Annotated in this window: 1 protein-coding gene; it reads left to right on the top strand. The window is 60.2% G+C overall.

Going from position 1 to position 1,081, the window contains the following annotated elements; translation table 11 throughout:
• On the top strand, positions 1-1,081 hold a 1,081-nt coding region (locus GGD53_RS31420), incomplete at both ends, for a Ulp1 family isopeptidase (protein ID WP_246717929.1).

The raw sequence follows: 1,081 nt of genomic DNA, 5'->3' as shown, positions 1-1,081 counted from the left end.
GTCGTTGAAAAAAGATTACCAAGACTTCACCGAAGACATGGGAAAACACACTATCTCTTTCAAGCGGCTTCGGCAGTACCAGCAAGTCGTTGAGGCGAACGCAGCGTCGGGGTTGTCCCCTGAGCAGGCAAGTGGCCGGGAACCGGCCGGTCTGGACGGCCGTTCGGATCCACGTGCCGAGTTCAGATCAACTTCGCCGCTGCAGCAGGTTGATCCATCGATCGAAGGCCGCAGCGGATTGTCGCTCGACCATATCGAATGGCTGGGCGACCAGCATATCCAGACGGATTATGAGCTGCTAATGCAGGACTTGCAGCGAAACGATCCGGATCTCGCCGCCAGGACGCGGCTTATCGATCCCCTGATAGCCCATTATCATCTGCGCCTGGGCGATGAGAGCACCGCGCTGAGCGCTTTCCAGCGCATCGTTAATGATCAGAATGGAAGAGATACAGCCGACTTCCTGTTCCTTCCAGTGAGCGATGCCAGTGCTTCGGATCCTGATCACCGCGGCACCCATTGGTCGCTGCTACTCGTTGACCGTCGCAACCGCGAGGGGCCGGCTGCCTATCACTATGACTCCTTCCGGGGCCAGAACAACGAGTTTGCAGCAATGCTCGCACAAAGGTTGGGTACCCGTCTGGAGCCCGTCCGCATGACCCAACAGCGCAACGACTATGATTGCGGAGTCTTCGTGGTTGACGGCACGCGGGCGCTCGTTAGACGACTGGCACGAAGAGGCCGGCCAGCCGTGCTGCACCTCGACAACCTCGTCGCCGATCGGGAGCAACTCCAACGACGTCTGAGCCCCGCGCCCAACAGTGCTCGAGCGGGGGCTGCGGCGGCTGGACCGGAGTCCTCCACACAGATCGCCGATCCCGCAGAGTTTTGGCATGGAGTGGGTCAACCCGGCCAGCTTCCCGATAGCTGGAATACAGCGACCTTCCGGCAGGATTTGCCGTCAGCCGCCTATTCACCGGTGCAAAGCGTCAATCCGCCAGACGCACCATGGGAGCAAAGCTTGGGGGCATCGATCTTCGGCACCCCACAGTACACGCTGCCTGTGGACGACTTGGGAGGA

The sequence above is a fragment of the Rhizobium aethiopicum genome, from assembly GCF_014197535.1.
Classification (GTDB): Bacteria; Pseudomonadota; Alphaproteobacteria; order Rhizobiales; family Rhizobiaceae; genus Rhizobium; species Rhizobium aethiopicum_A.
This window is presented reverse-complemented; position numbering and strand designations above follow the sequence as displayed.